The sequence below is a fragment of the Gordonia malaquae NBRC 108250 genome (genome assembly GCF_000344135.1).
In the GTDB taxonomy this organism is placed as follows: Bacteria; Actinomycetota; Actinomycetes; order Mycobacteriales; family Mycobacteriaceae; genus Gordonia; species Gordonia malaquae.
The window spans coordinates 1-23,139 of the sequence record NZ_BAOP01000024.1 but is presented as its reverse complement, the minus strand read 5'-3'; the positions used below and the strand labels follow the sequence as shown (position 1 = coordinate 23,139).

The following is a 23,139-nucleotide window of genomic DNA, read 5'->3' as shown; positions in this document are numbered from 1 at the left end:
CACGCCTACGACTCGCGGGATCGCCGCGATTCGCGGTACTGCTCGATCGTCAGACATTGGAGCTGGGAGTAGTTGCCGCCGCGATTCTCGACGTAGCCGACCGCCGACACGAACGGTTCGATCGTGTAGATCTTCGTGAGCGGCGTGACGATCAACAGCTGCAATCCGAGCTTCGCGAACAGGGTCAGCGCGTAGCGGGCCGAATCGTCCGACCCGCGACCGAACGCTTCGTCGATCACGACGAACCGGAAGTCCCGTGAGCACGTCGCGCCCCACTTCAAGTCGAACTGGTACGCGAGGGACGCCGCGAGGATCGTGTAGGCCAGCTTCTCCTTCTGACCTCCGGACTTGCCGTCGGAGTCGGTGTAGTTCTCGTACTCGGCGTCGTCGTCGACGTACCGCTCCGACGCCGCGAAGCTCACCCAGTTCCGGACATCGGTCACCAGTTCGGTCCACCGTCGATCGATATCGGCGAAGCCCTCGCGACCGCGGAATCGTTCAACGATCGCTTTGACGAGGAGGAACTTCTCCTCGCTGTACTGCTCCTCCTCGGTGCCGATCTCCATCTCGCCGTCGCTGCATCGACGCAGATCGGCGCGGAAATCACGGATCTCCTGCGATGTGGTCGGGTTCGCCTCGAGACGGATGTAGCGCCCGGGGTTGTACTCGATGCCCGACAGCGACTCGTTGATCGTGTCGATCTTCGAGTGGATGAGATGCACTTCCTTGTTCAGCTTGGCGGCGAAGATCGCGATGTCACGGATCGCATTGGTGTTCAAGTAGTTCTTGAACTCGTCCTCGAAGCGAGGCAGATCGTCCTCGGACAGTCGACGATGCAGTTCGCGGTACTCGTCGGCCGACTTGATGTCTGCGTCGAACTCGGTGGTCAGCACCGGATGGCTTCGATTGAACTCGGACATCCGATTCACGACGCGAGTCTGGTAGGTCCCGGCGCGTGACGTGTGCTGCTCGGACGCATCGGTCAACGACTCGCCGAGCGCAGTCTCCAACTCTCCGCATTCGTCGACGGTCAGCTCGGTGTCTGTTCCGCCGTCGACCTTGGCGCGGTAGTCGTCGACCGCTGCGCTGATCGCGTCGAAGTGGGTCGAGGCGTCCCCGAAGCCGGGCTCTTCGACGGTGATGCGCGCTGTGTCCCTGGACTGCTCGGCCTGAGTGCGCGCCATCTCCAGACGCGACACCTTGTCGCGGAGACCGTCGCGAGTCGCGTCTACCGCCGACAACTGCTCGCGGGTGGATGCGATCGTCTCGGTGATCTCGACCAACTCGTCCGACGAGTGCTCCAGGTCGGACTTCCGGCGCGTCAGGTCGGCGATCCGGGACGCGACGGACATCCAGTCGACGGCGTCGAACGTCGGATAGGCGTCGAGCCCGGTGAGCGCATTGCGCCGGTCCATCGAGCGGCGTCGGCTGTCTTCGAGCTCGGTGATCTCCGCGTCGATTCGATTGAGCTCCTCCTGGACTCGCTGCCCGGCGGTGAACAGCGCGTTCACCTTCTGCTCGTTGCTCCAACCGAGCACGTAGTCGCGGTGATCATCGACCCGGCGCGAGTCGTCCTTCTCGTGACGGCCGCCGCCGGAGCGAACTTGACCGCTGGCGGTGACCGCGTATTCAGCGGATCGGAACTCGTCGAGCGAGTCCGCGCACACATGCCGCGCACGTTCGAAGAGTCGCCGTTCCAACCAGGCGTAGAACGGTCCCTCTTTGATGTCGAGTTTGTGCACGAGGGCGTTCGGCGGGGGAGTCGCGGCGCCCTTGGCCTGCATGCGTTCGGGAACTTTGAAGTACACGAGACGACCACCGAGATGATTCGCATCGATCCAGCTCGACACCGCGTCGTACAGTTCCGTCGACACCAGCAGGGAGAGGCCGAATCCGCGCAGCACTCGTTCGGCGGCGCCCTCCCATCGGCTCTCGTCGGCGCGGACCCCGATCAGTTCGCCGACAAAAGGCAGGTCGTCGTGCCCGACGCCGACACCGGCGCAGATCATGTCACGCATCCGCAGATTGCGCTCGGGAATGTTGCTGGTCCGTCCACGCAGGCTGGCGATCTCGCCTGCGACGCGCCGCCCTTCGCCGTCGAGCTGACGACGATCGACGACCAGCTCGGTGATGGCGTTGGCGACGTCCGCGACCTCGGCGTCGAGTTCGTCGATCGCGGCGGACGCCTCCGACCGACGGTGATCGAACTGTCCACGATCTTCGACGGGGCCGAGGCCGGAGTCGTCGAGAAGTGCGGAGTACCGCTCGAACGCGGCGGCCCGCTCCTCGCGTTGACGCTGTGCGTCCGCGATCTGTGCTTCGAGCGTCGCGATGTCGTTGCCGCCGAGACCGGCCTGCTGGAATTCGAGTTCCCGCACGCTGATCCGAAGGTCGGCGAGGTCGCGCTCGGTGGCGTCCAACGCGCTGCGCGTCGCCGCGAGGTCGCGATTGTAGGTGTCGAGGCCGTCTCCGAGCAGGTCCACACGACGCTGCGCGAAGTAGTAGCGGAGGGCCGAACGACGTTCCTTCAACTCCTCCGACATCGCGACGTGGCTGGTGTACCGGTCATGGTCGGCGAGCATCGGCGTGAGTTCGTCGAGCTGACGCCGGGCCAGGACCACCGCGTCGTGTGCCGCGGTCAGATCTTCGAAATGAGCGACCATCGTGTCGACCCAGCCGCTCGAGTCGAACGGCTCCAGCATGTGGTCGCGGACGAAGTCGTTGAGATTGCCGACCGCCTTCATTGACACCGTCTGATGGAACAACTCCATCGCCTGCTCGGAGCGGACGGCGAGCGAACGACGGTAGTCGCGACCGTACTCGGGGAAGTGCTCGTGGATGCGGGTGCCGCCCGCGGTGAGCCGCTTCCGGAGCGCTCGGAGGTCGGTGCCGAAGTCGGCGAAATCGGCGGAGATGTCGAGAGCGCGGTCGGTGACCGTGAAGAACCGCTCGGGTTGTCCGCTGTCGTGCCGCATCGAGAAGACCTGCGCGAGAGTGACGGTCTCGTCGTATCCCTCGTTGGCGAACACTCCGAGGATCACCGAGTAGTTCGACATGCCGCGCAACGCGACCGGACGCGATGCCCCGCTGCCCTCGTTGCGCTCGGATCTGTAGTAGCCGAGCACGTACGACCGCAGGTCGCGTTCGCGCGACTCGGCGCCTGCCGCCTTGTTGTAGGCGACGCGGTGCGCCGGCATGAGCAGGGTGGTCAAGGCGTCGACGAGAGTCGACTTGCCCGAGCCGATGTCTCCGGTGAGCAGGCCGTTCTCGCCGTCCAACTCGAGTGTCCAGACCCGCTGGTCGAAGGTTCCCCAGTTGAGAACCTGGAACCTCTGGAGTCGAAAACCGGACCTCGCGGACTCGGTCGACTGCAGTTCGGTGGCGGAGAACAGGCCGGTCATCGTGTTTCCTCTCCGGCGATCGCGGCGTACTCGGCCAGGTGGGTGTCGAAGTCGGCCAGCCACTGCGCGTCGACGTATGCCTTGATGACACGACGCACCTCGTACTCGCCGTCCTGACCCGGCATGCGCCGCAGGAATCCGAGCTCGGCGACCCGACGGATCGCGGTGTCGGTCTGGTCCGTCGTGCGTGCCTCGTTGGTGGTCGCAGGGAAGAACGGTGCGAGGAGTTCACGGAGTTGATCGCCGGTGAGGACCAAACGGCTGCCCGCGTCGGTGGTGTCGTACTCGGCAAGACGCTTACGCAGCAATGCCAACAGCAGAGACGTGTGCAGCGGCAGCTGATGACGCGCGACGAGACGGGGGATGCCGAGGTCGGCGAGCTCGTCGTCACTGCGAGAACGGAGGAACGCGTAGCCCTCGGCCTCGTCGATCACGACCGAGAGCCCAAGTGTGGCGACATAGTCGCTGACCTGGGCGGCGAGGCCGACCACGTGCTGCCATGTGGTCTGCCCCGAGTCGCGGTAGACAACGCCCTTCATCAACGACGTGACTGCGAGAGACAGATTCAGCTCGTCTCGTCGGACGGTGCGGCTCATGGGGTCTCCATCTCGACTGCGCTCGATGACCGGGGGTAAGTGCTTGATGACCGGGGGGAGGTGCTCGATGAGCTGGGCGAATCGTTCGATGATCGGTTATGGGTGTAGATGACGCGGGGGACGCGGGCGGTCCGAGCATCGCCGTCGTCGTCGGTCCATGTGACCGACTCGGTGGAGGTGTCGTCGAAGATCTTGGTGAAGCTGTCGTCGGTGAGGGACAGGTACGTGATCAGCTCGGCGAGTCCCTGCGTCAGCGGCGTCACCGCGAGCACATCGGCCAAGGTGACCTGCGTGGTTCGTCGCAGAGCACGACGGACGCCGTCGATGAGTGGAGCCGGGTCGATGTGGATCTGCTCGAACAGCGCGTCGGCGTCACCGTCGGACTCGCCGTCCTCGATGCCGTCGGAATCGACCTCGAGGCTCGCGGTGGGGCGGAACAACGGCCGTTCCATCGGCAGGTGGACGCCGGGAGACGGCGAGTCGATCTCGTGTGTGAAGTCGTCGATGCGCTGGTCGCGGACCGTGTACGCGGTCGCCTCGATGCTCCGCAGCAGATCCATCACGCGGCGGTTCTCCAGCCAGGCCTGGTCGTCGAGGAACCGACGAAGTTGCTCCGACAAGCGTCGGACGGTCGTCTGTGCGCGCGTCCCGGCGTCGAGCCAATCATGGTGGATGTTGGTCAGGCGCGCATCGGTGACGGTGTCGATGGACTGTGCCTCACGCACCAACTGGTCGAGTTCGTCGAGGCGGTCCGCGGAGAGCAGCAGGTCGTAGAAGGCCTGGAAGCTGCGGCCCTGATCAGAGTCGGTGATCGTGGTGCGGCTGCCGACGATCTCGTCGAGCAGTTCGCCTTTGGTGCCCCGCCACGTCGCGATGCGTTCGCGCATCTGTCGGTCGAGCGTGCGGAAGTTGGCCTCGACCTCGCGGAAGTCCGAGAGGAGTGCACGCGAGACCTCACCGAACTGCTGGTAGCGGTCCCGTCGCCGCGATGCGTCGAGGACGCTGACCTCACCGCGCTCGACGGCCTCTATCTCGGCGTCGATCTCGGCGCGACGGCGCCTGAGCTCGGCGAGGCGCACGTCCGGGTCGGCATTGGCGCCGTAGACGATCTGTCGGAGGAGGTCGAAGACGGTGTTCAATCGAGACTCGGTGCCGATGAACTCACGATCGGCCAGCGACCGGACCCAGGCGACCGCACGTTCGACCGCCGGCGTCGCGTCGTAATGAGGTTCGTCGCTCTCGACGACGTAGTACTTCCGCAGCCAGCCGGTGTCCGGAGCCGACCACTCGTCGAGATACCCCTTCGGCGTTCGGGGGTACGTCCCGTCGCCGAGTCGTTTGTTGAGGGAGTACAGCTCGTCGTCGAGGAGACTGATCAGTCCTGACTCTGAGATCTCGCGGACGTTGTCGTCGACGAACACCCGGCCGAGGAACGACAGAACCAGCGGCGCGTTGTCCGCGCGCAGGAGTCGCCACGCCGCACTGGTCCGTCGGACAGCGACGATCTCGTCGAATTGCACGCCCGTCAGGGTATCGGCCGCGGTCGGGTGTCCGTCCTCACGGGCACCTCTTCACTCCCGGTGCTGCACGATGTTCAACAGAGTCCCGTCGGGAGCGCGAACGAAGAAGCGTCGGACGCCCCAGTCCTCCGTGGTGACCGGGTAGACGATCTCGTAGCCGCGCCGCTGTGCTTCACGATAGGCGGCGTCGACGTCGTCGGCGTGCACGGACATCGCCGAATCCTCCGGCGCAGTGAGATCCCGTGTCACCAATTGGACGTGAGCGCCTGACTCGACATCGGTGAACCGTGCGACCCAGCCGAGATTGAACTCTTCGGTCTGCAAGCCGAGGAAGTCCTGGTAGAACTCGCGCGCACTGTTGATGTCGTCGACGGTGACGTTGGTGCTTATCTTTTTCGCCCGCATCACTTCAGCGTATGCCCGCCAGACCGTCTGCCAGTCGAACAACGACGACGACCCCGCCGGGAACGGCGGGGTCGTCGGACGTTTGCGGGTCAGAGTGGGCGGAAGCCCGAACCTGCGAAGTTGGTGCGGTTCAGCGCTGCGAGGATCGTCGTCATCTTCGTCGCGACGATCGGGCTGTGAATCGGGACGGCGGGAGTGAGGCAGGGGATCGACGGGGTGCCCGCGCCTGCGATGCGCACGCCGCCGTTCAGCATTCCCACGACGCGGCGACCGACGATGATCGGCCCGCCCGAGTCGCCGTGATCGGCGCAGACGTAGCTGATGGTGTCGACCCTGCTCTTCGAGAGGGTGGGGCCGCACGTGTAGCCGGTCGTTCGGCCCGATTTGCAGACCGTCGCGTACGGGCGCGGGTATGTGCCGACGCCGGTGATGCGCGCACGGCCTACCTGTCGGACCGCGCGGGTGCGAGCGGGATTGAAGACGATCACGGCCACGTCGAGCGAGGCGCCCTTCGTGGCGATCGTTCCGAGAACACCCGCGCCTGGGTTGCGTTCAGATCGGATCGACGCGCCCAGGTTGCCGCAGTGTGCCGCGGTCAGACCCACGAGCCTGCCTGCACGATCGTGACCGATCGTGGTGAGTGTGCACAAGGCGTTGCCGCCGACAATGATGCCGGAGCCGCCGCCGATGGTGGCGCGGGGCGCGGCGTCAGCCGTCGCGGCGGGCATCAGCGCTGCGGTCGCGGCGACGGCTGCGACGCTCACAAGCGCCTTCTTCAAGAACTTCACGTGGTCACTCTCCATTCGGTTCCGGCCATCGGGTTCGACGGCCGGGCGGCTGGGAGACGATGCGCGGCCCGGATGGGCGTGGCGGCTCCCCCCTCGGCGAACCGGTTGCCATCCGGTTCGTAACGATTGAATCACAGGATCGTCTCAGGTAAGGCCATCGGTTCTGTCCCGCGTGGCGGTCGGACCCGGGCCGCGACAGTGGCGTGCGCCACCGGGGCGTGTGTCCTAACTCGCTTCGCGCGGTCTTGACGGCCAGATGCACGTCCGGCAGCGTTGTCGTCGGTCGCGATACCTACCGGTATCCCTCCCTCCTCCGCCTTGCCGGACGCACATCTGATCTGCCAAACCCGAGCGGCGAGTTAGGACACACGCCCTAGGGTGAGCCACATGGGATCCACCGATGTGACAGGACTGGCAGAGGCGCTCGCACCGGGGATGGTGGTGACCGACCCGGACATACTCGGCGCATACCGATTCGACCGGGCCAACGACCCCGATGCCGGGACTCCGCTTGCACTCGTCAGGCCGACCACGACGGAGGACGTGCAGACCACCGTCCGCTGGTGCGCAGCCAACGGCGTACCGATCATCACCCGCGGCGCCGGCACGAGTCTGTCCGGCGGGTCGACGGCGGTAGACGGCGCAGTCACGCTCTCCACCGAGAAGATGCGGAACTTGACGATCGACACGGCCACGCGGACCGCCGTCGCACAACCCGGTCTGCTGAATGCCGAGGTCAAGGCCGCTGCCGCAGAGAACGGGCTCTGGTATCCGCCGGATCCCTCGTCGTTCGAGATCTGCTCGATCGGCGGGAACGTCGCCACCAACGCGGGTGGCCTGTGCTGCGTGAAGTATGGGGTCACCACCGACTATGTGCTCGGCCTGCAGGTGGTCCTCGCAGACGGTCGTGCGGTTCGACTCGGCGGCAAGCAGCTCAAAGACTCGGCTGGACTGCCGCTGACCAAACTCTTCGTCGGAAGCGAGGGGCTGCTCGGCATCGTGACCGAGGTGACGCTGCGACTGCTGCCGCCGCAAGCACCCGCGTGCACCGTCGTCGGATCGTTCTCAAGCGTTCGCGCGGCGAGCGAAGCGGTGCTCGCAGTGACCGCGCAGATCCGCCCGGCGATGCTCGAGTTCATGGATTCGGTATCGATCAATGCCGTCGAAGACATGCTCAAGATGGGGCTCGACCGGAACGCGGGGGCGTTGCTCGTCGCGCAATCGGACGCGCCCGGCCCCGCAGGCGAGGCGGAAGTCGCGATCATCGAGCAGGCGTTCGCGCGGTGCGGGGCCGGGGAGGTGTTCGCGACGGCGGATCCGGTCGAGTCGGAGGCGTTCACCCAGGCGCGTCGGGCCGCGATCCCTGCCGTCGAACGGCTCGGCGCGCTCCTGCTGGAGGACGTCGGCGTGCCGCTGCCCGCACTGCCTGACCTCATCGACGGCGTCGAGGCGATCGCTGCTGCCAACAGGGTGCTGATCTCCGTGATCGCGCACGCGGGTGACGGCAACACGCACCCGCTGATCGTTCACGACCCGTCCGATGCGGACGAGACGGCGCGCGCCAACGCCGCGTTTGGCCAGATCATGGACCTCGCGATCTCGCTCGGCGGCACCATCACCGGCGAGCACGGAGTCGGCAGGCTCAAGAAGGGCTGGCTTCGAGATCAGGTCGGCGACGATGTCATGGACCTCACGAAGCTCATAAAATCGGCTCTCGATCCGGCCGGGCTTCTCAACCCGGGCGTCCTGCTCTGACAGAGCGTGAAATGTACACGTGAGCGCGAATACGTGCCGGTATAGGCCGACGTCCGGTCGCTCGCGTGTACCTTTCACGAACGATGTGATCATCGGGATGATTCATCGCTCCAATCCGAATCGTCGAAGGGCCGAGGAACGTGACCGTCGCCCCCAACCCTGCACTCGGAACCTCGACGGTGTCCGCAGGCACGCCGTGTCACGGCTATCAGACCGGTTCGTACGCGTACGACGCGTCCGGAACCCAGCTCATCTGCAGTGACTACATGTGGCAGGTGAACGTGGGGCAGCGGCCCAAGACCGACTGGGGAGACGGCCAAAGGGAGTGGACCGAGTGTCTCGAGAGCAACACTCAGGCCGAGTGCAGGCGGCGGCTCAACCGCTGGCGCTCGCGATCCGGGCGAGAATGACGTCGGCCAGTTCTGTCGGACGCTGATCCGGGATCCAGTGGGACACACCCTCGAACACTTCGAGCCGGAAATCCGCGGTCACGTAGTCTGCGGCGAGCTCGGCGCCTGCACGATCGAGAGCGAAGTCGGCGTCGCTCCACACGTGTGTGGTCGGGACGGCGACGCGTCGTTTCAAGTCTCTCGGGGCACCCAGCATCATGGCTCGATACCAGTTCATTCCACCGGTCAGCGCGTCCGTTTCAAGGACATCCCGACGAATCTCGGCCGCCTCCTCTGGAGTGAGGCCACCCGAGGACAGCTTCGCCTCGAATCGATCCGGGAATCGCCGAATCAAGTACTCCGGAAGTCGGGGGACCTGAAACGCGAACATGTACCACGATCGGAGCAGCTGTCGGCTTCGTGTCATGGACGAGATGAACGCTCCGGGGTGGGGCACGGAGACCGATGTGAACGAGCGGACGAGATCAGGTCGGCTCGCGGCCAACGACCACGCAACAGCGGCGCCCCAGTCGTGCCCGACGAGGTGTACCGGACCGCGGTCGAGTTGCTCCACGAGCGCCACGGCGTCGGCCGTCAGCTCGCTGGTCCGATACGCGCGTCGTCCACGCGGCCGAGCGCCGGGGGAGTAGCCGCGCTGAGTGGGAGCGATCGTCCGGAACCCGTGCTCGTTCAGCACCGCAGACACGCCTGACCACGAGGAACCGGTCTGCGGGAACCCGTGAAGGAGAAGGACGACGTCGCCGTCGGTCGGCCCCGAGTCGATGACGTCGAACGTCAACCCGTCGCGAGTGAACTGCTCCATCAGTGGGCCTCTCGTCGCCGCCATATTCGAGTTCGATTGTGCCAGAGTCGAACACGTGCGAGAAGGGCCGCGCAGGCACGAATCGGCGGTCGGCGTGAGCCTTCCCACAGCACCGCTTCGAGGTTCGAGAACGAGGCCGCCACCGGAGTAACTTGTCTCCTTGCCTCGGGTGGAATCCCGGCACCCCGGTGCCGCCCGACACTCGTCTCAGCACGCGCCGCGCACCCCTCCCGCAGGCGCCACGACAGAAGGTGTGGACACGCACGCATGACCGGTTCGGCGAGCCCCCAGACGGCCGATATCGAGACCACCATCCGCGAGCGGTTCGCCCCCGTCGCTCTTGTCGTCGAAGCGAACTTCACCCCCGACGAGCTTCGTGAGGCCCAGCGAAGCCTTGGCGCGCTCATGCGCGACATGCCTGCGGGCGCACACATCGCGCTCATCACCCGGCATCCGGCGCTGATCATCACCGCTCTTGTCGGACACGCCACGATCCGGACGTCGGACGACGACTTCTGGGATGGCTTCTTCACGGCGATCGGCGTCGATGCCGACCAGTCGTTCTCCGCCGCCGTCTCGGCTTTCGCCGGCGACATGCTCCGCGAGGCAGGACTCCGAGATGTCGCCTCTCTTCGAGCCGACGACCTGCTGCCTCTTCTCGACCTCCATGCCGGACTCACTCCGCGCACCGTCGACGCCCTGGTCGACGTGATCGAACGGCACGTCTCCGCCGGCCGCGCGCCGTCGGGGACTGCGATTCTCGATCACCTGACCGAACCCGGATTCGGCCACCGCCACACCGTCCTTCCGGCGGGTTTCCGGGTCCTGCTCGAACAGGCGCCCGATATCGCCGCGACCTTCCTCGCCCGGATCTGCGCGACGCTCGTCGCAAGCGTCGCCTCACCCGGTGAGTGGAACGCCGACAGATTGACGCCTGCCACCGTCGACCTTCCACCGACGATCCTCGCCGCGGTGAGCGAACGACTCGAGCGAACAGCGTTCCTCTCCGGGGACACCGATGCGGCCGCACTCTGCAGTGCACGATTCCCCGAGCTTCGCTACGATGCGGCCGAGGGCTCGCTCACGGTGATCGTGCCGTCCGACGCGGCCGCTACGACGTGGCGCGTCTGGGCGGGCGACGCTCCCGAACAGGTCGCCGTCGGCGCCGATGAAGCCGCTGTGATCCCGGTGACGGCGGCACTGCGCGAGTGCGTCCTCGTCAGTCTGGACAACGGCGCCCGCCGTTCGGTTCCCGTCGTCCTGCCGGGCGACCCGGTTGTCCTGTTCGCCCCGGACGGTCGTGTGATGTCGCGTCATCGCACTCTGCCAGCCGGACACGTCGTCGCGCTGGTCCCGAACGATGCAGAACTTCTCGGCGCGGACCGCGCCGCGGTGCCGATCGTCGAGACCCGGACCGGGCCGTGGGACGGGTGGCTGCTGCGCACTATCGATCTGGAGGGGCATCGCGAGCTGACCGTCCATCGTGACGGACGCGCGGGCCAGACTCGTCGGGTGCGTCCGGCCGAGAGCCCGAGCATCGAGCTTCCGGAACCGCTCGCCGGAATCACCACGCGAGACGGCGACCCCGTCTTCGGAGAACGACCGCTCGTCGATCTTCCTGCTCACCTGGGCGACGACGTCAAGGAGTGGCGGGTCCGTGTCCGGCGCGCGGGGGAGATCGACTGGCTCGTCGACTATCCGTGGGCGGCGGAAGACTACGTGACCTCGGCCGACCCGTTCGACGGAGTCGAAGGACCACTTCTGGGACGCTACGAGATCGTCGTCAGCGACTCGTACGGCCTCGACCTCCGTCGTGTCGCCGACATCGCCGAGGGCTTGGACATGGTCCACGAACCCGCCGTGCGACTTCCCGTCGACAAGGGCCTCACCGAATCGACGACGGAGTTCACCGTCGACGAGGGTCTCAGCGTGGTCGACGAGACCGTCGAGTTCGCGCCGGACGTCACCGAGCTGATCACGACCGTCTCGGCCGGATCAGATCGGCTTGAGTTGGTGGTCAGGCCACCGCATGCTCTCGTCCGCATCGAACGGTCCGGGGTTCCGGCCGCGTGGCAGACGAGCCTGGCCGAGCTCGACGTGACAGCCGCCGACCATCACAGGCTGGCCGTGTACGTCCCCGGCGCGGTCGACGTGTCGTTCGCGCTGCTCGACGGAAACCTCGAGATCGTCCGCGAATGGGACGCCGACGGCAGGTCGGGGGCGGAGTTCTCCCTCGCGACGCGTGGTGTCGCCGACGCTGCGAAGCGGCTCGTGTCCGGCACGCTCGTGGCGCTCATCGACGACGAGTCCGGCGAGACCGACGAGGCCCCGGTGGCGACCGTCGTGCGCGGTGGCGACCGAACCGTCGTACCGAGTGTTGTGGTCGAGGACTCGCTGATCAACGAATGGATGAGTCTGGACGCGGCCCACGCGGAGGAGACCAGTGCGCCCGCAGACGAACCGCTGCTCGACCCGGCCGAAGCCCCGGTCGACGAATTGTTGACCGCGGATCCGACGGCGTCGCTTCTGGCGCTCGCCGACAGCCCTGTGTCACCGGACCGCGTGCCGGCGATGTTCATCCGCTCCGGACTCGCCGAACTGCCGTTCGCGCCGAGCGGGCGAACCGCCGCGTCGCACCCGAACCCGTACATCGGCTGCATGCTCGCGATGTCGGAGATCGCCGATCCGTCCGCGCCCGACCGCGACGACGTGCAGTCGTATCTCGTCACCCGCGGCGGAGACGAGATCCTCCGGCTTCTCGCGTCGGGTCGGATGAGTGACCCGCGCACCGGAGTGTTCGACCGGAACGTGCTCGCGGTCGACGCCATGAGCCGCGATCAGGTCGACATGCTGTTCCAGCACTTCCGCATCGTCCCGGGACCGGTGCTCGATCTCGACATGCGCACCAGCGCGACCATCGACGCCTTCCACCGGCGGGTGGACTGGATGGCCGACCCGGTGAGTCTGGAAGCTCCCCGCCACGTGAACACCATGCTGCGCGACGTCCGCCGTTCGTCGCCGGAGATGTACGACCTGATCGCCGCGCGCAATGAAGCGCTGGACGGCGTCGACACCGGAGGCAATCCGTGGATGCTGCTGTCGATGCAGTCGATGTGCTTCGCGGCCGTCGCGCGTCTGCAGGCTCATGGCCGATTGAAACAGGGCGGCCTCACCGACGAGGGGCGTGCGATGTGGGCTCGGCTCGCGGACTACTTCCCGGGAATGGTGTCGACCGACGTGCTGATGGCGAACGCCGTCGCAGTGTGGGCCGCTGCGCTCGCGCGCGGCTGACTCAGCCTGCGTGTCGGACGGCGTCGACGTCGACTCCCGCTTCGCGGTGCAGCGCCTTCCGCAGTCCCGAGCCGGTCGAGTAGCCCGCGGCATGTGCGGCACGAGTGAGCGTGGCGCCGTGGCGGAGGCGATCGATCGCGACATTCAGGCGCGACCGCACACGCCACTGGTGCAGGCCGATGCCTGTCTCGGCGACGAACAGACGTTGAAGGTGGCGGGTGCTGACGCCGTGGCGTGCGGCGATCTCGTCAAGGGGTTCCGTCGAGAGTCCTATCTCCCGGGCCACGGTCGCGGCGACCGGATGGGTCGGCGACGGAAGTGCGAAATAGGGTCCGCCGAGAGTGGTGAGGACGTTGTCGAGTGCTTCCCGGAACACGGACACCTCGGCAGCGGTGCTCGGCGCCGCCCCGAGCAGGGCGGTCATCACCGTGGTGATCGACGGCCTCACCCCGAGCCGGTGGACGCGTTCGGGCGGGATCGTCGTGGGGGACAGCAGCGGGCCGAGGACGAGGCTGCCCGGTGCGTAGCGTGCGGCATGAGGGACGTCGGGGGCGAGCCACACCGACTCCTGCGGACCGAGGACGACCTGTTCTCCGTCGATCTCCAGGCGTGCCGACCCGGCACTCACATACACCAGATGGGGCTCGGGGTGACTGTGCGTCGGGTGACCGAGGAATCTGATCGAGTTCTCGGGGACAAGCGTCGCCAACCGGCCTGGCACGTGGTCCATCGTCAGCCTCCTGAAGGTCCGTCGTGTCCGGTCCGTCTCCAAATCGTGTCGGGTTGGGATCAGTGGAGACCGATCGAGGGTTTAGCTTAGGGTTGCCTAATGATACGGCGCGGGGTTCGCCATGCCTACCCGACCCCGCGCCCGAGACTCGAGAAGAAGGTCCTCATGCGTAAACCTCGCGCGATTCCCGCGGTGCTCGCCGCCGTGCTGGCAGTGCTCGCTCTGGCGATCTCGGCCTGCTCGTCGAGCTCTGACGACAGTTCGTCGGGTGAGAAGCGAACCGTCGCCACTGACCAAGGAAGCGTAGAGATCCCGGCGGCGCCCAAGCGCGTGGTGGTCCTCAACTACGCTCTCGCAGGCTACCTGTACGACCTCGATGTCCCGGTCGTCGGCGTGACGACCCAGGCGACCGACGAGAAGGGCGAATTCGCCAAGCAGTGGGCCGACAAGGCCACCGAGCAGGGAACCACCTTGCTGCCCTGGAGTGCAGACGGCTTCGACATGGAAGCGATCCTCGAGCAGGATCCCGACCTCATCGTCGCCGGTGGTCTCGGATTCCCGCTGAAGCATGCGACCACCGCATACGCCGAACTCTCGAAGATCGCACCCACGGTCATCGTCAGTGGAGATCTCACCGACTGGCAGGGACAGTACGAGTTCCTCGCGGACAAGGTGTTCGGCAAGCCCGAGGTGTATCGCGACGCGGTGTCGGCGTACGACGCCCGGATCGCCGAGGTCAAGAACAACATCACCGTGCCCGCGGGGGAGTCGGTGTTCCTGTCGATGCTGGCCGACGGACGTGCGTTCGTGCTGATCGAGGACCGCGGTCTGCCGAAGGAGTTCGCGAAGCTGGGCTTCCGTCCCGCGCCGCTGTTCGCAACCGGCCGATTCAAGCCCTACACCGCAGGCGGTGACAGTTTTGAGCTCTCCACCGAGCAGGTCGGTCAGGTCCTGACGCAGCCGACCCTGTTCCAGGCCGGGTTCAACGCCGACGTGACCACGGTCGCCGACATGCGCAAGCAGCCGATCTGGTCGGCGCTGCCGTCGTTCACGAACAATCAGGCCTTCGACCTGCCCTACTGGGTGCAGCGCAGCGACTTCGACGAAGCTATGGAACTGCTCGACATCATCGAGACGAAGTTCAAGAAGTAGAAGTAGAGGAATCATGGCCCAGCTCCGGATCACGCCCCTGCCCATCATCCTGCGGCGACTGATCGTTCTCGACGTCGGTGATGTCACCGACCGCATGCGGAGGGTGACGCTCGGCGGTCCGGAGCTGGGCTGTTTCGAACGTGACGGACTCTCGCTTCCGGCCCTCACCAGCGAGGCGTTCGACGATCACGTCAAACTGATCTTCACCGCGGAGGGCGACATCGCCGATGCGCTGCCCGCACAGCGGGAGCTGGGAATCGAATGGGGTGTGTCCGAGCATCGGCTGACCCGCGACTACACGCCGGTTCACGTCGATGTGGAGGGCGGATCGATGGCGTTCGACTTCGTCGTTCACTCAGATGGCAAAGATCGCGGACCCGCGGAGACCTGGGCGTGCGCCGCTTCTCCGGGCGACGAGCTCTGGATCGTCGGCCCGAAGTCGTCGACAGTGGTTCCGGCCGACGCGGAGTGGGCCCTGCTCGCGGGAGACGAGACCGCCCAACCCGCTGTTGAACGATTCCTCCTCGACCGGCCGATCGCGGGCCCGGCCCGCATCGTCCTCACGATCGCCGACGATTCCGCGCGACGCGAACTGCCCCTGGGGCCCGACGACACCATCACCTGGGTGGTCGCTGCACCCGGTGATCGAGACGCCCTCGTCGCCGCCGTTCGTGCGGTGACACCGCCCCCGGGTGTGGCGTACGTGTGGGCCGCGGCGGAGAGTCGGTCGCTTCTCGCTGTCCGCAAGTACGTCGCGCGCGAGCTCGCCGTCCCCAAGGACCATGTCGACATCACGGGCTACTGGCACCGACGGGAACCCGAAGCGCTGCCCTCGTCAGACGAGTCCGCAGTCGCCGTCAATCGGCTCGAACTCGTCGAATCCCCAGTCACCTGGTTCGCGGTCCGTGCAGCACTGCGGCTCGGACTGCTCGAGCTGGTCGACGCCCACCGCCCGCACCGCGCAGCGCTTGCCGCGCATCTGGCACTTCCCGAGGGCCGCATCGATCCACTGGTCGAGGTCCTTGTCGCGTGCGGCGTGTTGGCAGAGGACAACGGCCGTCTCGTACTCGGCGAGGTCGGCGACACGCTGCTCACCGACCCCCACGAAGCGGAGGTGTTCGACGGCGCGGAAGCGGACAAGATCCTGGCACTGAAGGATCTCGCCGAGGCGTTGCCGACCGGTCGGTCGGTGTGGGAGACGACAACCGGCCAGACCTTCGCCGCTCACGTACAGTCGTCGTCCGCGGATTTCGCGGAACTGATCGACGAGAGCAGCGGCCGAGTGTTCCTCATGCCGGCCGTCGCCGCACTGACGGCGTTCGCTGATCAGAAGACGATCGCGTTCTGCGGACCCGGCGCGGCCGTCGTCGCCGACGGACTGCAGGCCGCTGGGCGCGTCGACGGCGCCCGAACGACGATCATCGGAACGAGCGCCGAGGTGGATGCGCTGCGCGCGTCGTCGACTGGTGATCACGAGTACTCCGACTGCCCGCTCGTCGACGGGCCTCCCGTCGATCTTCTTGTCGGTGTCGATGCGCTCAGCCATCTCAACGACCAGGAAGCGGCAGCGTTGTTGCGTTCGGCCTCCGGACGTGCGTCATCCGTGCTCCTGATCGAGTCGACATCGGCCGACGCCCTCGGCACCGGCGAACTCGAGGAGGCGCTGGTCCACCTCGCAGCGGTCGGGGAGTCACCGCGGAACGCGGACCGGCTGTCGACGGTCGCAGAAGCCGCCGGGTGGAGAATCGCCGACACAGTCGCGCTCGGTTGGGGAGTGGACGCGGTCACGCTCACCGCCACGACGTGACCGGCGATCCGACAGCGGTCGAAACACGGCGGTACGTTCGAGCCGTCGGGCGACACCGGGTCATCTGGTTCATCGCAGCCCTCGCACTCCTCGCAGGGGTGTGTGTCGCGAGCGTCGCAGTGGGCTCGGCGCTGCTCCCGCCGTCGACGGTGTGGGACGCGCTGACCTCCTACAACGGCAGCATCGACCACATCACTGTGCGTGATGTCCGCGTTCCGAGAACGGCGATCGGCGTGATGGTCGGTGCGGGACTCGGTGTGGCCGGTGCGTTGATGCAGGCGGTGAGCCGCAATCCGCTCGCCGATCCCGGAATCCTCGGAGTCAACGCCGGCGCAGGGCTCGCTGTTGCGCTCGGCGTCGCCTACCTGGGCCTCACGCAGATCTCGGAGTTCATCTGGCTGGCGCTCCTCGGTTCGGTGATCGCGGCCGTACTGGTCACTGCCATCGCGGCGCGCGGGCCGGGCGGGGTCACGCCGCTGAGGCTCACTCTCGTGGGCGTCGCGATGACGGCGGTGTTCAACGGCATGAGCATGAGCTTGTCGTTGGTGAATCCCGCCCGCTTCGAGCACGTCCGATTCTGGGGAGTCGGGACCATCGCGGATCGCCCGCCGGGGACGGCGGGCTTCATCGCCCCGTTCGTCATCGCCGGTCTGGCTCTCGCGGTGATCGGTTCGCGGTCACTCAACGCCCTTGCTTTGGGGGACGATGTCGCGCGTGGCGTCGGTGTCCGAGTCCGCACCACACAGGTGATGGGGCTTGTCTCGCTCGTCCTCCTGTGTGGCGCAGCCACTGCCGCTGCCGGGCCGATCGCATTCGTCGGGCTCATGATCCCGCACGCGGTTCGCCTCGTCGCGGGTGTTGATCAGCGGTGGGTGATCCTGTACTCGGCTGTGGCCGGACCCATTCTGCTGCTGTCCGCCGACATCGTCGGACGACTCGTCCTGTGGCCCGCGGAACTGCAGGTCGGCGTGATCACGCCGCTCATCGGCGCACCGATTCTGATCTGGCTCGTCCGACGGAAGGCGGTCCGATGACCGTGCATAGACGATCGGTGATCGTCGGACTCCTACTCATCTCGATCATCATCGGTTGTGTACTTCTGTCGTTGTCCCTCGGCCGATCCGGCCTGACGATGACCGACCTGGTTGATCTGCTCGGCCCCGACGCGTCGAAGAAGCAGGTGTTCGTCTACGAACGACGTGCGCCGCGCGCGTTCGCGGCGGTGGTCTTCGGAGCCTGCCTCGGTGTCAGTGGTGCGCTGTTCCAATCGTTGACCCGCAACGCGCTGGGCAGCCCGGACGTCATCGGACTGAACTCGGGCGCGTACACCGGCGTGATAGTGGTGCTCATGATCGGCGGCTCCGGTTTCGGTGAGCTCGCCGTGGGCGCGGTCGTCGGCAGCCTCGCGGCGGCGCTCGCCGTGTTCTTCCTCGCTTATCGGCAGGGCCTCGCGGGTTTTCGGTTGATCATCGTCGGCATCGCCGTGAGCGCGGTGCTGTCCTCCTTCAATCATTGGTTCAGTGTGCGCGCGGACCTCGACGAGTCGATGCGCGCCGCGATCTGGGGTGCAGGGTCGCTCAACGGAATGACGTGGACACCGCTGATCATCACCACGTGCGTCGCATCAGTGATGGCGTTGAGCCTGCCCCGGCTGGCTTTCCTCACCCGGGCCCTCGACCTGGGGGAGGACACTGCCGCGTCGCTCGGCGTGCGGGTGGAACGGACCAAGCTCGTGATGGTGGTCGTCGGCGTGGTCTTCACCGCCATCGTCACCGCGGTGGCCGGCCCGATCGGATTCGTCTCGCTCGCCGCGCCGCAGATCGCGAAACGGCTCCTCGGCCGGCCATCGTTGAGCCTGATCGGGTCGGCACTGGTGGGCGCCGCTGTGCTCGCGATCGGCGACCTGGCGGCCCAACACTTCCTCGGCGACGTCCACCCGCCGGTGGGCGCCGTCACTGTCACGCTCGGCGGCCTCTACCTCGTCTGGCTCCTCCTCCGCGAATCGTCGAAATGACTCAGGCGGCGTTCATCGCGATACCGAGCAACGGCTGATCGTCCGGCGCGAGGGCGTACCCGCGATCCCACGGAAGTCGGTGGCTCATGTCCGACCACACGAGTTGAACCGCCTGGAATCCGCGTCCGAACAGCAGCGCCGTGACTCGGAGCGGCGACATGTCGATCACGTCGATCGCGGTGAAGTCCGACCCCGGCGCGCTCGACAGGTCGGCCAGGGTGGAGCCCGCGCCGAAGTCGGGCCGCGCGACGATGAGTGCGGCGGCCTCATTGAGGACCGGGCCCGCGTGTTCCGGTGCGACACCGGTGATGACGAGCTCGGGGCGGCCGAGCTCGGTGAGCCCGGTGGTGTACGCGATCGCCGGCGCCGAGTCGTCGCCGTACACGCCCGTGACCGCCCATGACCCGGCGGCGATGAGGGCGAGCGCGTGTCCGACCAGATCGTCCGACCCGCTGCAGCGGGGGTCCCATTCACACATGTTCACTCCTTCGGTTCCGCGGTCCGTCGGCGACGAATCGCTCATGTGTTCGATCTGGTGGAACTGTAAACCCGGGGTACGACAGAACGGACTAAAGGCACTCTGACGTGCGCGGATGCTGATTTCGAGGCACGATCAACGGTAGGTCCGCCGTTCCGTGCGGTCCGCACGATCACGAAGGGACACCGGTCATGGCAGGAACGTTCAAGATCAAGAAGAACGCGGGCGGCAAGTACTACTTCAACCTCGTCGCCGGAAACGGTGAGGTGGTCGCGACGAGCCAGCCGTACGCATCGAAGGACGGTGCGATCAAGGGGACCGAAGCCGTTCAGCGCGCCGCCGACGGCGCGAAGGTCGTCGAAGAGGAGTGACCCAAGAGGCACGACCGCCACGACGACTACAGTGGTGGTCGTGCCAGGACGTATCCCCGATCGCGACATCACCGCGATCCGCGAACAGACGCGGATAGAGGACGTCATCGGCGAATACGTCGCGCTGCGACGCGCCGGCGCAGACAGCATGAAGGGGCTGTGCCCGTTCCACGACGAGAAGTCGCCGTCGTTCCACGTTCGGCCCAACCACGGCCACTTCCATTGCTTCGGCTGCGGTGAGGGCGGTGACGTCTACACATTCCTCCAGAAGCAGGAGCACATCAGTTTCGTCGAAGCCGTCGAGCAGATGGCCGACCGCATCGGGTACCGCATCGACTACCAGGGCGGCGGAACGACGATCACGCGTGACCGCGGCACCAGGGCGCGCCTCGTCGCCGCGAACGCGGCCGCGCAACGCTACTACGCCGAACAGCTCCGCACGCCCGACGCGCAGACCGCGCGCGACTTCCTGACGGGCCGTGGATTCGACGGCGCCACCGCGGAGAAGTTCGGCTGCGGATACGCGCCCGCCGGGTGGGACACCATGACCAAGGCTCTCCAGGCGCAGGGTTTCGCGTTCTCCGAACTCGAAGCGGCGGGCCTCTCGAAGCAGGGCCGCAAAGGGCCCATCGATCGGTTCCATCGTCGACTGCTCTGGCCGATCCGCAACCTCGGCGGCGACGTCATCGGATTCGGCGCCCGCAAGCTCTTCGACGACGACAATCTCGGCAAGTACATGAACACGCCCGAGACGATGCTCTACAAGAAGTCGCAGGTGCTGTTCGGCCTCGACCTCGCGAAGAAGAACATCGCGCGCGGTCACCAGGTGGTGATCGTCGAGGGCTACACCGACGTCATGGCGATGCACGTGGCGGGTGTCGAGACTGCGGTCGCCTCGTGTGGCACCGCGTTCGGTGAGGACCACCTCGCCCTGATCCGTCGACTCATGATGGACGACTCGTACTTCCGTGGTGAGGTGATATACACGTTCGACGGCGATGCCGCAGGTCAGGCTGCTGCATTGAAGGCATTCGAAGGTGAGCAGGCCATCGCGGGGCAGACCTTCGTGGCCGTCGCCCCCGACGGGATGGACCCGTGTGAGCTCCGCCAGGAGTCGGGGGACAGTGCTGTCCGCGACCTCATCGCGCGACGCATCCCGATGTTCGAGTTCGCGATCAAGGCGCTCATCCGCAATCACGACCTCGACACCGCGGAAGGCCGCGTGGGCGCACTGCGTGACGCAGTCCCGGTGGTCTCTCGGATCCGGGACGTCGCACTGCGAGACGAGTACGCGCGCCAACTCGCCGGTTGGGTCGGCTGGGACGACGTCGGACAGGTCCTCGTGCGTGTCCGAGGCATGGCGAAGAAGGGCGGCGGCGCCCGACAGAAGGGCCGCAACGTCGGACGTGTCCGACCCGAAGCGATGTCGACGCCGCCCACCGCCCGGCCGTTGCCGAACGATCCCCGACTGTGGGCGCAGCGTGAGGCCCTCAAGGCGGCGCTGCAGTACCCGGCGATCGCGGGCACCGTCTTCGACTCCCTGCCGGGCGAGTGCTTCAGCGACCCCTCGTACCGTCGTGTGCGCGAGGCGATCTCCGACGCAGGCGGGACGGCGAGCGGACTCGGCGGCGCCACCTGGGTGGACGCCGTGATTCAGGCCGTCGACGACGCGGCTTTCACTCCGCTCGTCACCGAACTCGCCGTCGAGCCGATGCCCGTCGAAGACGACAAGGTGCCGCGCTACATCTCCAGCGTTCTCGCCCGCTCCCAGGAAGTGTGGGTGGGCTCGCAGATCGCCGACATCAAGTCGAAGCTGCGCAGGATGTCGCCCGGCAGTGATCCGGACGGATACAACGCACTGTTCGGCGACCTCGTCGCGCTCGAGGCCTACCGCCGCAGCCTGCTCGAGCAGGCATTCGAACCGGGCGCCGACGCAGTCTGACGACATTCGGACAATTCCGGGTCGTCGCATGAGATGACACGGCGGGTTCTATCGTGAGACAACGTAATTCGTAGCTCAGCCGGGAGGACCCCCATGTCTGAAACAACCACGGACGCGCCACAAGCGCCGTCCGGCGTTCGCGAACTCACCATTCGGGCGGTCGTCCTCGGCGGCCTGATCACGTTGGTGTTCACTGCGGCGAACGTTTACCTCGGACTCAAGGTGGGTCTGACCTTCGCGACGGCCATCCCGGCGGCCGTCATCTCGATGTCGGTGCTCCGCTACTTCAAGCAGCACACGATCATGGAGAACAACATCGTCCAGACGATCGCGTCCGCGGCGGGCACGCTGTCGGCCATCGTGTTCGTGCTGCCCGGCCTGATCATGATCGGCTGGTGGTCGGGCTTCCCGTACTGGACGACGGTGGCGGTGTGCGCGATCGGCGGCATCCTCGGCGTCATGTACTCGATCCCGCTGCGGCGAGCGCTCGTCACCGGTTCGGACCTCCCGTATCCGGAAGGTGTCGCCGCGGCAGAGGTTCTGAAGGTCGGGGAGGCCTCCGAAGCGCACGCGGCCGACATCGACTCGAAGGGAGTCGACCAGAACCGCGGCGGTATGCGCGCGATCGTCGTCGGCTCACTGGGTGCAGCGTTCTTCTCACTTCTCGGCTCTCTCAAGCTCGTCGCGACCGAGGCGTCGGCGGCGTTCAAGGTGGGCTCCGGCGCGACGATGGTCAGCGGCAGCCTCTCCCTCGCACTGATTGGTGTCGGGCACCTCGTGGGCGTCGCCGTCGGTGTCGCCATGGTCGTCGGCCTGGTCATCTCGTTCTTCGTCGTGCTGCCCATCCGAACGTGGGGTTCGGGGCCGGCAGCCGATGAGAGCCTCCTCGACTTCGTGAGCGGCATCTTCTCCAGCGAAGTGCGCATGGTCGGCGCCGGCGCCATCGCGGTCGCCGCGATCTGGACGCTCGCCACGGTGATCGGTCCGATCATCAAGGGAATCATCGCGGCCATGGCGAGTGCGAAGGCGCGCAAGGCGGGCACCGTGGTGGACGTGACCGAGCGCGACATCCCGATCCAGTGGGTCGGCCTCACGGTGGTTCTGGCGATGATTCCGATCGGATGGCTCCTGTGGGACTTCGCGGCCGACTCGCACATCTCCGATTCGCTGGCAGGCATCATCGCAGTCAGCATCGTGTTCGTCCTGGTCATCGGACTCGTTGTCGCCGCAGTCTGCGGCTACATGGCCGGTCTGATCGGCTCGTCCAACAGTCCGATCTCCGGCGTCGGCATTCTCGTCGTGCTGACGGCTGCGCTGCTGATCAAGGTCACTCACGGTCCGACTGACGACCCGAACCAGATCGACGCATTGATCGCGTACACCCTCTTCACTGCGGCAGTCGTCTTCGGCGTCGCGACGATCTCTAACGACAATCTGCAGGACCTCAAGACCGGCCAGCTGGTCGGCGCCACGCCGTGGAAGCAGCAGGTGGCACTGGTCGTCGGTGTGCTGTTCGGTTCGGCGATCATCCCGCCGATCCTCAGCCTGATGAACAACGCTTTCGGATTCGTGGGATCGACGAACGCCGAGGGCGCGGAAGGCACGCTCTCGGCTCCCCAGGCGAATCTGATGTCGACCCTCGCCAAAGGCGTGTTCGGCGGTGACCTCAACTGGGCC

General features: G+C 66.5%; 17 protein-coding genes. 9 read left to right on the top strand and 8 right to left on the bottom strand.

The window, feature by feature from the left end; all coding sequences use genetic code 11:
* Window positions 1-5: 5 nt before the first annotated feature.
* From GM1_RS15225 to GM1_RS15205, 5 genes are all read right to left on the bottom strand, one after another.
* Complete coding sequence (locus GM1_RS15225) at window positions 6-3,401, bottom strand: ATP-binding protein (protein ID WP_008380240.1); 3,396 nt, start codon at window positions 3,399-3,401, stop codon at window positions 6-8.
* Window positions 3,398-3,997: a DUF4194 domain-containing protein gene (locus GM1_RS15220; protein ID WP_008380238.1), complete on the bottom strand. Its 600-nt coding sequence runs from the start codon at window positions 3,995-3,997 to the stop codon at window positions 3,398-3,400. The genes GM1_RS15225 and GM1_RS15220 overlap by 4 nt, the downstream gene beginning before the upstream one ends.
* Entirely contained in the window at window positions 3,994-5,517 is a 1,524-nt protein-coding gene (locus tag GM1_RS15215) for a DUF3375 domain-containing protein (RefSeq protein ID WP_008380236.1), read from the bottom strand. Before GM1_RS15215 ends, GM1_RS15220 begins: the two co-directional genes overlap by 4 nt.
* Window positions 5,518-5,568: 51 nt before the next feature.
* Window positions 5,569-5,922 carry a VOC family protein gene (locus tag GM1_RS15210; RefSeq protein ID WP_008380235.1) on the bottom strand — a complete coding sequence of 118 codons (354 nt, stop codon included), beginning with the start codon at window positions 5,920-5,922 and terminating at the stop codon, window positions 5,569-5,571.
* Between the two features lie 89 nt (window positions 5,923-6,011).
* Window positions 6,012-6,710, bottom strand: a complete 699-nt coding sequence (locus GM1_RS15205; RefSeq protein WP_008380233.1) for a chymotrypsin family serine protease — start codon at window positions 6,708-6,710, stop codon at window positions 6,012-6,014.
* 387 nt (window positions 6,711-7,097) lie between these two features.
* Here GM1_RS15205 and GM1_RS15200 point away from each other — a divergent pair, with 387 nt between their 5' ends.
* Complete coding sequence (locus tag GM1_RS15200; RefSeq protein WP_040520316.1) at window positions 7,098-8,465, top strand: FAD-binding oxidoreductase; 1,368 nt, start codon at window positions 7,098-7,100, stop codon at window positions 8,463-8,465.
* A 375-nt stretch (window positions 8,466-8,840) separates the two neighbouring features.
* Here the strand turns inward: GM1_RS15200 and GM1_RS15190 are convergent, their stop codons facing one another.
* Window positions 8,841-9,677: an alpha/beta fold hydrolase gene (locus GM1_RS15190; RefSeq protein ID WP_008380229.1), complete on the bottom strand. Its 837-nt coding sequence runs from the start codon at window positions 9,675-9,677 to the stop codon at window positions 8,841-8,843.
* A 267-nt stretch (window positions 9,678-9,944) separates the two neighbouring features.
* Between GM1_RS15190 and GM1_RS15185 the strand changes: the two genes are divergently transcribed.
* On the top strand, window positions 9,945-12,968 hold the full coding sequence (locus tag GM1_RS15185) for a hypothetical protein (protein WP_008380227.1): 3,024 nt from the start codon (window positions 9,945-9,947) through the stop codon (window positions 12,966-12,968).
* Between the two features lies 1 nt (window position 12,969).
* Here the strand turns inward: GM1_RS15185 and GM1_RS15180 are convergent, their stop codons facing one another.
* Window positions 12,970-13,698 (bottom strand): AraC family transcriptional regulator, encoded by a 729-nt coding sequence (locus GM1_RS15180; RefSeq protein WP_008380225.1) that lies wholly within the window; start codon window positions 13,696-13,698, stop codon window positions 12,970-12,972.
* Between the two features lie 165 nt (window positions 13,699-13,863).
* Here GM1_RS15180 and GM1_RS15175 point away from each other — a divergent pair, with 165 nt between their 5' ends.
* Genes GM1_RS15175 through GM1_RS15160 form a run of 4 tightly spaced genes read left to right on the top strand, consistent with a single transcriptional unit; the run spans window position 13,864 to window position 18,671 of the window.
* Window positions 13,864-14,850 (top strand): ABC transporter substrate-binding protein, encoded by a 987-nt coding sequence (locus GM1_RS15175; RefSeq protein WP_008380224.1) that lies wholly within the window; start codon window positions 13,864-13,866, stop codon window positions 14,848-14,850.
* Window positions 14,851-14,863: 13 nt separating this feature from the next.
* Entirely contained in the window at window positions 14,864-16,657 is a 1,794-nt protein-coding gene (locus GM1_RS15170) for a siderophore-interacting protein (protein ID WP_008380222.1), read from the top strand.
* Window positions 16,654-17,691 carry a FecCD family ABC transporter permease gene (locus tag GM1_RS15165; protein WP_008380220.1) on the top strand — a complete coding sequence of 346 codons (1,038 nt, stop codon included), beginning with the start codon at window positions 16,654-16,656 and terminating at the stop codon, window positions 17,689-17,691. Before GM1_RS15170 ends, GM1_RS15165 begins: the two co-directional genes overlap by 4 nt.
* Window positions 17,688-18,671, top strand: a complete 984-nt coding sequence (locus tag GM1_RS15160) for a FecCD family ABC transporter permease (protein WP_008380218.1) — start codon at window positions 17,688-17,690, stop codon at window positions 18,669-18,671. The genes GM1_RS15165 and GM1_RS15160 overlap by 4 nt, the downstream gene beginning before the upstream one ends.
* 1 nt (window position 18,672) lies before the next feature.
* Here the strand turns inward: GM1_RS15160 and GM1_RS15155 are convergent, their stop codons facing one another.
* A complete protein-coding gene (locus GM1_RS15155) occupies window positions 18,673-19,149 on the bottom strand; it encodes a DUF4262 domain-containing protein (RefSeq protein WP_008380217.1) in 477 nt (158 codons plus the stop codon).
* A gap of 191 nt (window positions 19,150-19,340) precedes the next feature.
* Between GM1_RS15155 and GM1_RS15150 the strand changes: the two genes are divergently transcribed.
* From GM1_RS15150 to GM1_RS15140, 3 genes are all read left to right on the top strand, one after another.
* The gene (locus GM1_RS15150) at window positions 19,341-19,520 is read left to right on the top strand and encodes a YegP family protein (RefSeq protein WP_008380216.1); all 180 of its coding nucleotides are present in this window, start codon (window positions 19,341-19,343) and stop codon (window positions 19,518-19,520) included.
* Window positions 19,521-19,560: 40 nt separating this feature from the next.
* The gene (dnaG, locus tag GM1_RS15145; RefSeq protein ID WP_040520327.1) at window positions 19,561-21,462 is read left to right on the top strand and encodes a DNA primase; all 1,902 of its coding nucleotides are present in this window, start codon (window positions 19,561-19,563) and stop codon (window positions 21,460-21,462) included.
* Between the two features lie 93 nt (window positions 21,463-21,555).
* Window positions 21,556-23,139, top strand: a 1,584-nt coding sequence (locus tag GM1_RS15140; RefSeq protein WP_008380212.1) for an OPT family oligopeptide transporter, incomplete at its 3' end; no start/stop codon positions are given.

What these genes read in the sequence shown, in the direction of transcription:
- GM1_RS15150 (WP_008380216.1), top strand. Translation starts at nt 19,341, where the DNA reads ATGGCAGGAACGTTCAAGATCAAGAAGAACGCGGGCGGCAAGTACTAC.
- GM1_RS15175 (WP_008380224.1), top strand. Translation starts at nt 13,864, where the DNA reads ATGCGTAAACCTCGCGCGATTCCCGCGGTGCTCGCCGCCGTGCTGGCA.
- GM1_RS15180 (WP_008380225.1), bottom strand. Translation starts at nt 13,698, where the DNA reads ATGGACCACGTGCCAGGCCGGTTGGCGACGCTTGTCCCCGAGAACTCG.
- GM1_RS15200 (WP_040520316.1), top strand. Translation starts at nt 7,098, where the DNA reads ATGGGATCCACCGATGTGACAGGACTGGCAGAGGCGCTCGCACCGGGG.
- GM1_RS15155 (WP_008380217.1), bottom strand. Translation starts at nt 19,149, where the DNA reads ATGTGTGAATGGGACCCCCGCTGCAGCGGGTCGGACGATCTGGTCGGA.
- GM1_RS15160 (WP_008380218.1), top strand. Translation starts at nt 17,688, where the DNA reads ATGACCGTGCATAGACGATCGGTGATCGTCGGACTCCTACTCATCTCG.
- GM1_RS15220 (WP_008380238.1), bottom strand. Translation starts at nt 3,997, where the DNA reads ATGAGCCGCACCGTCCGACGAGACGAGCTGAATCTGTCTCTCGCAGTC.
- GM1_RS15225 (WP_008380240.1), bottom strand. Translation starts at nt 3,401, where the DNA reads ATGACCGGCCTGTTCTCCGCCACCGAACTGCAGTCGACCGAGTCCGCG.
- GM1_RS15170 (WP_008380222.1), top strand. Translation starts at nt 14,864, where the DNA reads ATGGCCCAGCTCCGGATCACGCCCCTGCCCATCATCCTGCGGCGACTG.
- GM1_RS15185 (WP_008380227.1), top strand. Translation starts at nt 9,945, where the DNA reads ATGACCGGTTCGGCGAGCCCCCAGACGGCCGATATCGAGACCACCATC.
- GM1_RS15210 (WP_008380235.1), bottom strand. Translation starts at nt 5,922, where the DNA reads ATGCGGGCGAAAAAGATAAGCACCAACGTCACCGTCGACGACATCAAC.
- GM1_RS15190 (WP_008380229.1), bottom strand. Translation starts at nt 9,677, where the DNA reads ATGGAGCAGTTCACTCGCGACGGGTTGACGTTCGACGTCATCGACTCG.